Origin of the sequence: Stenotrophomonas sp. TWI169 (genome assembly GCF_039674705.1) — a bacterium.
In the GTDB taxonomy this organism is placed as follows: Bacteria; Pseudomonadota; Gammaproteobacteria; order Xanthomonadales; family Xanthomonadaceae; genus Stenotrophomonas; species Stenotrophomonas maltophilia_P.
On the sequence record NZ_JBDJOB010000042.1, the window covers coordinates 1 to 7,741 of the forward strand.

Sequence of the window (7,741 nt, forward strand, 5' to 3'; positions counted from 1 at the left end):
CCCCCGCTCTGCCGGGGGGGGGTGTGAATCGGTGTACCCGGGTGTGTGCGCCGGGGCGCTGCCTGCGCTAAACGTACGTCCCAGCATGGTTTTTCCGCCGCCGCCCACAGGCCGGCAAGGGGTGCACGGGCGGGGAAAGCGGAGCTAGACTGTCCGCCTTTGCGGCCCCCGGGCCGCCCTGAACGGAAGTGTCCTCCCGCATGAGTTGGCTCAGCAAGTTGATGCCGTCCGGCATCCGCACCGACAACACCCCCAGCAAGAAGCGCAGCGTCCCCGAGGGCCTGTGGGAAAAGTGCAGCAACTGCGGCAGCGCGCTGTACCGGCCGGAACTGGAAGAGAACCTGGAGGTCTGCCCGAAGTGCGGTCACCACATGGCGATCCGCGCGCGCGCGCGCCTGGCCGCGCTGTTCGATGCGGACAGCACCACCGAGATCGGCGCGCGCCTGGGGCCGACCGACCTGCTGAAGTTCAAGGACCAGAAGAAGTACAGCGAGCGCATCAAGATCGCGCAGAAGAACACCGGCGAGTACGACGCGCTGATCGCCATGCGCGGCCTGCTCAAGGGCCGTCCGCTGGTCGCGTCCTCGTTCGATTTCGCCTTCATGGGCGGTTCGATGGGTTCGGTGGTCGGCGAGCGCTTCTCGCTGGCGGCCGAGGCTGCCGTGGAGATCGGTGCGCCTTACGTCTGCTTCTCCGCCAGTGGCGGCGCGCGCATGCAGGAAGGCCTGTTCTCGCTGATGCAGATGGCCAAGACCTCGGCTGCGCTGGGCAAGCTGCGTGAAGCCGGCCTGCCGTACATCTCGGTGCTGACCCATCCCACCACCGGTGGCGTATCGGCCTCGTTCGCGATGCTGGGTGACATCAACATCGCCGAGCCGCAGGCGCTGATCGGATTCGCCGGGCCGCGCGTGATCGAACAGACCGTGCGCGAGAAACTGCCGGAAGGTTTCCAGCGTTCGGAATTCCTGCTGGAGCATGGTGCCATCGACCAGATCTGCGACCGCCGCGAAATGCGTGACCGCCTGTCCGACCTGCTGGCGATGCTGGGCCGCCAGCCGGCGCCGGAGGTGGCTTGATGGGAGGCCGCAAGTACTTCGGTACTGATGGCATCCGCGGACGTGTCGGTGAGGGAGCGATCTCGGCCGACTTCGTGCTGCGCCTGGGCAATGCGCTGGGCCGCGTGCTGGTGGCCCGGCACGGCCAGGACGGGCGCCGCCCGATCGTGGTGATCGGCAAGGACACCCGCATTTCCGGCTACATGTTCGAGGCGGCGCTGGAGGCGGGCCTGGTCGCCGCCGGCACCGATGTGCAGCTGCTCGGCCCGATGCCCACCCCGGCGGTGGCGTTCCTGACCCGCACCTTGGGCGTTGATGCAGGCATTGTCATCAGTGCTTCGCACAATCCGCATTACGACAACGGCATCAAGTTCTTCTCCGCACAGGGCGAGAAACTGGACGACGCCACCGAACTGGCGCTGGAAGCCGCACTGGACGTGCCGTTCACCACGGCCGAATCGGAGCGGCTGGGCAAGGCGTCGCGCGCGCGCGAGGCGGTAGGCCGCTACATCGAGTTCTGCAAGGCCAGCGTGCCGCGTGCGTTCGATCTGCGTGGCGTACGTCTGGTGCTGGACTGCGCGCATGGTGCCACCTACCAGATCGCCCCGCTGCTGTTCCGCGAGCTGGGTGCCGAGGTCATCGGCATCGGTGCCGAGCCGAACGGGGTGAACATCAATGCCGGCGTCGGTTCGACCCATATCGACAACCTCGCCGCCAAGGTCCGCGAGACCCGTGCCGATCTCGGCATCGCCTTCGACGGTGACGGCGATCGCGTGCTGATGGCTGACGACCAGGGCAATCCGGTCGACGGCGATGACCTGCTGTACATCCTGGCACGCACCTGGCAGGCGGAAGGTCGCCTGCGTGGGCCGGTGGTCGGCACGCTGATGAGCAACTATGGACTGGAGAAGGCGCTGGCCGACCTGCAGATCCCGTTCCAGCGCAGCAACGTCGGCGACCGCTACGTGCACCAGGCACTGATCGAAGGTGACGGCGTGCTCGGTGGCGAAGCGTCGGGCCATCTGCTGTGCCTGGACCGGGCCACGACCGGTGACGGCATCGTCAGTGCGCTGCAGGTGCTGCTTGCGCTGCGCAGCAGCGGACAGACGCTGCGGCAGGCGTTGCAGCCGCTGGTGAAGGTCCCGCAGAAGACGGTGAACGTGCGCTTGGGCAATGTCTCGGCCAAGACCACCGTGCAGGCCGAAAGCGTGCAGTCGGCACTGCTGGAGGCGCAGCAGGCCGTGGCCGGCCGTGGGCGCGCATTCCTGCGCCCGTCCGGCACCGAGCCGGTGGTGCGGGTGACGGTCGAGGCCGATGACGCAACACTGATGCAGGACACGCTGGATCGCCTGTCGGCCGCAGTGAAGGCCGCCGCCGCGGCCTGAGCCCGCAGGTGGTTCCGCAACGGACAACGCCCCGGACGACCGGGGCGTTTTCTGTTCAGGGGGCCGCTGCTGGGCCGAGGCGGACTCAGGGGCCCGGCACCATCTTCTTCTGGCGGGCTTTGAAGCCGTTGAACAGCGGCGCGATCAACGGGTTGTAGCTCTGCGCGATGCGCTTGCGCAACCAGCTGGCCGGCCGGTTGCGGATCGCGAAGCGGTAGATGCGTTCGGGATCGCCGCCGATCACGTTGCGGCCGAACGGGTGGGTGGTATGCAGGTAACGGAACCCCTGCTCGCGCGCGACTTCGACATGGTCATCGTCGAAGTCACCGTACGGCCAGCACAATGTGTCCGAAACTGCGCCCAGCTTGTCCTGCAGGACCTGGCGCGAGAGGGCCAGGTCGTTGCTGATGCCGGCCCGGCGCTGCGCGCGGTCCAGGTCTTCGCGGCGCAACCAGCGTGTATGGGTGTGGGTATGGCAATGCACCTCGAAGGTGCCCGCGTCGATCGCCGCGCGCGCTTCGCTCCAGCGCATCATCACATCGTCGCTGCGCCCCTGCTCGTAGATGGCGGCCTCGCAGCCGCGATGGTCCGGCGTTGCCGGCAGTACCGCGCCGGGCAGGCCTGCATGCGGCCGCACCGGGCCTTCGCCCATCCATCCGGTGACCACGAACACCACCGCGTGCATGCCGTACTTCTGCAGGATCGGATGCGCGTAGACCCAGTTGTCCAGGTAGCCATCGTCGAAGGTGATGACGATCGACCGGCGCGGCACCGGCCTGCCGGCCAGGAACCCGGCGTACTGCTCCAGTGTCAGTGAGGTCCAGCCACTGTTGGCCAGCCAGGCAATCTGGCTTTCGAAATTCTCCGGCGACACCGTGATCATGCCGGGCGACGGACTGACGTGATGGTGCATCAGCACCGGTACGGTTCGGGCATCAGCCATGTCCCAGCTCCTTCAGCCACTGGCGGTAGTAGTGTTCGGTGGTCTCGCCGTGGCCGGTGGGTGTGAAGCGGTGCGCAGCGCGCATCCATTCCCAGCCGGCACGGCCCATCTGCCGGCGCCGTTCCGGATCGTCCACCAGCAGGCGCAGAGCGCCCGTCAGGGCAGCATTGTCGCCCAGCCGGGTGAGGATCGCATTGCTGCCGTCCACGACCATCTCCGGCACGCCACCAACCCGCGTCGCCACGATCGGCACGCCGACGTACGCCGCTTCCAGAAACACGGTGCCGGCGGCTTCCTTGTGCGAGGCGAGGGCGAAGATATCGAAGCCGGCCATCAGCCGGCAGGCGCCGTCGCGGTAGCCGAGCAGGTGGACCTGCGACTGCAGGCCGTGCTCGGCGCACATCGCCTGCAGGCGCTCCATCACTGGCTGCCCGTCGCCGATCACCACCAGGTGCAGGTTCGGATTGGCCTTGCACAGCGGCACCATTGCCTGCAGCAGATCGGCATGGCCCTTGGGCTCGCGCAGCACCGCCACGCAGCCGACCACGATGTCCTGTTCGCCGAAGCCGAGCTCGGCACGGACTTCGGCACGCACGTCCTGCAGGCACTGCCACGGATCTTCCTTGCGGATATCGGTCCAGCGCGGTGGAACCGCGATCGGCGGCACGATGCCGATGCGCTCAGCGGGAATGCCACGGTCGGCCAGCAGCTGCTTGACGAAGCTGCTGACGGTCAGCACCCGGTGCGGCAGGCCGGTATAGGTCAGCAGCGAGTTGACCGGACTCATCAGGTGGCGCGAGCGCACCACCAGCGGCGCACCGCCGAGGCGGGCGCCGGCGGCGGCAATCAAGGCGTCGCGACGGCTGGTGGTGTTCACCACGTCATAGCGTTCGCGGCGCACCAGGCGCGAAACCGACCAGATGCCGCGCAGCAGGCGCGCCAGCCCTCCCATGCGCAGCGTATGCACGGTGAAGCCGTCATCGCGCGCCAGCTGCGCCAGCCGTGCCTCGGGCTGGCACAGCAGCGAGACGTCGTGGCCGCGCGCGCGCATGGCCTGCATGTGGCGGAAGATGTAGATCTCCTGCCCGCCCATTCCCTTGGCGGCTTCGGTGTGCAGGATGCGCAGCGAACGTTTCATGCGGACTCGATCCTTGATATCAACGATTGCGGAAGCGCGTCAGCGCTTCCCAGGCGGAACGGATCGCGGCTGCGTCCGGCGCCTGTTGTGGCAGTGGGCGATAGTGCCGATCCAGCGCGGTGGCATTGCCGAACTTGTCGAACACGTAGAGGGCATCGCCGTGGCGGACGGCGCGCTGCGACCAGCTTTCCACCACCAGGGCACGGAGCCCTTCCGGGGCCGCCAGCAGATCCTGGCCGGTGCTGTAGTCGGCCAGCGGGTTCTCGCAGCCCAGGGCGTGCCGCATCAGCGTGGGCACCCAGTCCTCATGCGAGCTGGTGCGCGCATCACGGCCGCTGGCCTCGCCCGGCCAGTGCAGCACGAACGGCACCTGCAACTGGTAGTCGGAGAAGTTGCCGTTGTGGCCCCAGTAGTTCAGCGCGAGGTCGTTGAACTCCTCTGCGTGATCGCCAGTGACCAGCACGATGGTGTCCTGCTCCAGGCCCTGCGCACGCAGGGTATCGAGCAGCGATCCGACCAGGCTGTCGGCGTAGTGGACGGAGGTGTGATAGCGGTTCAGTTCCGGCGTCGGATCGTGGTCCGGCCCGAACTTGAGGAAGTCGATGTCCGCGGCCATCGGCGTGGCCAGGGGCGGATAGTCGGCCGGCAGGTGGTAGGGCGCGTGGGTGGAGTCGAGGAACACGAAACCGAACCACGGGCGCTGCGCGGCCTGGCTGTTACGGATGTCCTGCTGCAGCGACGCGACGATGGCACGGTCGCGGCCATCGGGCTTCAGTGCCGACGGCCCCTGGTGCAGCTGGTCACGGACATCGGCGAACACGGTGCGGTCGAATTCAGGGCTGTACATCGGCGCGCTGCCGTACAGGTGCAGGTCATAGCCCTGCTGTCCCAGGACCTGGAACAGCTGCGAGCCACGCTGCTCGTCAAGCATGCTTGCCCAGTAGCCACCGGGAAGTCCGTAGAGCAGGCCGAACAGGCCGTAGCGGGTGGCGTTGCCGGTGCTGAAGTGATGCTCGTAGACGCGGGAGGACTGCGCCAATGCCGTGGTGTTCGGCATGATCTGTGGCGTCAGCACATCGTGGCGGAGTGATTCGAGTACCACCATCAGCACGTTCGGCCGCCGGTGGCTCTGGCAGCGCAGCGGATGCAGCGGGTAGTGCAGCTGGGCATGGCGGGGATCGGGCAGGCCCGCCTGCTGCTGGCTGACCACGCCCAGGCGACGCATGAAGCTCTTGGCGGTGATCGGCTGCGCCCAGGGCAGGTAGTTCCACTGGCTGATCACGTCACGCTCGCCGCGTGCATCGTAATAGGCGGTCGCCACCTGGCCACCTGCCATCAGCAGGATGACCAGTGTCCATGCCTGCAGGACGTGGCGCCGTCGGGGCAGGGCGGGCAGCAGCTTCCAGCAGGCCCACGCCAGCAGGGCTTCGGCGGCGAAGATGGCCGATACCAGGGCGATCGCCTGCAGCCAGGTCTTCCACGACAGTGCGACCTGATCGTGCAGCGCGCCGCCGAACACCATGTTCGCCACCATGGCATTGAGGTGGAAGCGGTACAGCGCGAACACCTTGGCATCGACCAGCAGCAGGCACAGCCACAGGCCCTGCAGCACCACCGCGCTGATGCTCAGAGGACGCGCGCTGCGGGCCCACAGTCCGAGCAGCAGCGGCAGCAGGCCGGCCAGCGCGCCGAACGCCAGCAGGTGGCCGGGCAGGGCAACGGCCAGATACGCCAGGCCGACGGGGCCGCCGGGGTTGTCCCGCAGCGGCACGTTGCCCAGGGTGATGACGGCTGCCAGTACGGCGTTTGCCGCCACGAACAAGGACCACCAGGCCAGCCGGCGCCAGTGCTGGGTACAACCGGGTCGGGAAGCTGGATCGGCGGCAGGTGGAGCGGAGGGCATCGTCGGTACGTGTTCAGCAGGAGCGGGGCAAGGGGCGGCGCCGCCGCGACCGGGGGATCCGCGCGCGGGTCGCGCATTGTATCGGTTTGTTTCAACGTATCGGTGTCGACCTGCGGGCGATCTGTCACAATGTTCAGGTGGGCCCTGAATGCGGCGGCCCTCCAGACCCAATGACAAGCCAGGAACCGCTGTGAGCCAGATCCCGACCCTCGACATCACCCGTTTTGACAGCGACCGCGAGGCCTTCGTGGCCGAGCTGGGGGCGGCCTATCGCCAATGGGGATTCGCGGGCATCCGCAACCACGGCATTCCGCAGGCCGACATCGACGCGGCCTACGATGTCTTCAAGGCCTTCTTCGCCCTGCCGGAGGAGATCAAGCGGAAGTACCACGTGGCCGGCGGGGGCGGTGCACGTGGCTATACCCCGTTCGGCGTGGAAACCGCGAAGGGGTCCAAGCACTTCGATCTGAAGGAGTTCTGGCACATCGGCCGGGAGATCGGCGACGACTCCAGGTACCGCGACGTGATGCCGCCGAACCTGTGGCCGACCGAGGTCGAGGGCTTCCGTGAGCGGGGCTACGGCCTGTACCAGGCGCTGGACAACCTCGGGTCGCGCGTGCTGTCGGCGCTGGCGCTGCACATCGGCCTGCCGGAGGATTTCTTCGCCGACAAGACCAATTTCGGCAACTCGATCCTGCGCCCGATCCATTACCCGCCGATCACCACCGACGACATTCCCAACGTGCGTGCCGGTGCGCATGGCGACATCAACTTCATCACCCTGCTGGTCGGTGCCAGTGCGGCGGGCCTGGAGGTGCAGTCGCACGATGGCAAGTGGGTGCCTTTCACCTCGGATGCGGACACCATCGTGGTCAACATCGGCGACATGCTGCAGCGCCTGACCAATCACGTGTATCCCTCCACCATCCATCGCGTGGTCAATCCCCCGGGCGAGCTGGCCCGCCAGCCGCGCTACTCGGTGCCGTTCTTCCTGCACCCGAACCCGGACTTCCTGATCGACGTGCTGCCGTCCTGCATCACCCCGGAGAACCCGAGCCGGTATCCGGAGCCGATCACCGCCCACGGCTTCCTCGAGGAACGCCTGCGCGAGATCAAGCTGAAGTAATGAAAAGGCCGCCGCGAGGCGGCCTTTCCATTACGGGTAGCGCCGGGCCGTGCCCGGCGAGCCAAAGCCAAAGCGGCTCTGGGATGTTCAGTGGGGAGGCGGGGGGGGGGGGGGGGGGGGGGGGGGGGGGGGGGTTAACCCAAGGGGGGGGGGGGGGGGGGCGGTGAGGCGAGCCACCCCCCGCCGCCCAC

The 7,741-nt window shown here is 67.7% G+C and carries 6 protein-coding genes; 3 read left to right on the forward strand and 3 right to left on the reverse strand.

Going from position 1 to position 7,741, the window contains the following annotated elements; all coding sequences use genetic code 11:
• Positions 1 to 200 precede the first annotated feature (200 nt).
• Positions 201 to 1,076: an acetyl-CoA carboxylase, carboxyltransferase subunit beta gene (gene accD, locus ABE543_RS18530; RefSeq protein WP_053520076.1), complete on the forward strand. Its 876-nt coding sequence runs from the start codon at positions 201 to 203 to the stop codon at positions 1,074 to 1,076.
• Positions 1,076 to 2,440: a phosphoglucosamine mutase gene (gene glmM, locus ABE543_RS18535; RefSeq protein WP_053520077.1), complete on the forward strand. Its 1,365-nt coding sequence runs from the start codon at positions 1,076 to 1,078 to the stop codon at positions 2,438 to 2,440. The genes accD and glmM overlap by 1 nt, the downstream gene beginning before the upstream one ends.
• 85 nt (positions 2,441 to 2,525) lie before the next feature.
• Here glmM and ABE543_RS18540 read toward each other — a convergent pair whose 3' ends face one another.
• From ABE543_RS18540 to ABE543_RS18550, 3 genes are read right to left on the reverse strand one after another with little or no spacing between them, the layout of a single operon-like run.
• Positions 2,526 to 3,383 carry a polysaccharide deacetylase family protein gene (locus ABE543_RS18540; protein WP_053520078.1) on the reverse strand — a complete coding sequence of 286 codons (858 nt, stop codon included), beginning with the start codon at positions 3,381 to 3,383 and terminating at the stop codon, positions 2,526 to 2,528.
• Positions 3,376 to 4,521 (reverse strand): glycosyltransferase family 4 protein, encoded by a 1,146-nt coding sequence (locus ABE543_RS18545; protein WP_053520079.1) that lies wholly within the window; start codon positions 4,519 to 4,521, stop codon positions 3,376 to 3,378. Before ABE543_RS18545 ends, ABE543_RS18540 begins: the two co-directional genes overlap by 8 nt.
• 19 nt (positions 4,522 to 4,540) lie before the next feature.
• Positions 4,541 to 6,424 (reverse strand): DUF3413 domain-containing protein, encoded by a 1,884-nt coding sequence (locus ABE543_RS18550; protein WP_346476008.1) that lies wholly within the window; start codon positions 6,422 to 6,424, stop codon positions 4,541 to 4,543.
• 148 nt (positions 6,425 to 6,572) lie between these two features.
• On the opposite strand from ABE543_RS18550, the gene ABE543_RS18555 reads away from it, so the two are divergent.
• Positions 6,573 to 7,550, forward strand: coding sequence for a 2-oxoglutarate and iron-dependent oxygenase domain-containing protein (locus ABE543_RS18555; protein WP_053520081.1), 978 nt, complete (start codon positions 6,573 to 6,575; stop codon positions 7,548 to 7,550).
• The last annotated feature ends 191 nt before the right edge of the window (positions 7,551 to 7,741 follow it).

Coding starts and splice junctions, on each gene's coding strand:
- accD (WP_053520076.1), top strand. CDS start 201: ATGAGTTGGCTCAGCAAGTTGATGCCGTCCGGCATCCGCACCGACAAC.
- glmM (WP_053520077.1), top strand. CDS start 1,076: ATGGGAGGCCGCAAGTACTTCGGTACTGATGGCATCCGCGGACGTGTC.
- ABE543_RS18540 (WP_053520078.1), bottom strand. CDS start 3,383: ATGGCTGATGCCCGAACCGTACCGGTGCTGATGCACCATCACGTCAGT.
- ABE543_RS18545 (WP_053520079.1), bottom strand. CDS start 4,521: ATGAAACGTTCGCTGCGCATCCTGCACACCGAAGCCGCCAAGGGAATG.
- ABE543_RS18550 (WP_346476008.1), bottom strand. CDS start 6,424: ATGCCCTCCGCTCCACCTGCCGCCGATCCAGCTTCCCGACCCGGTTGT.
- ABE543_RS18555 (WP_053520081.1), top strand. CDS start 6,573: ATGCGGCGGCCCTCCAGACCCAATGACAAGCCAGGAACCGCTGTGAGC.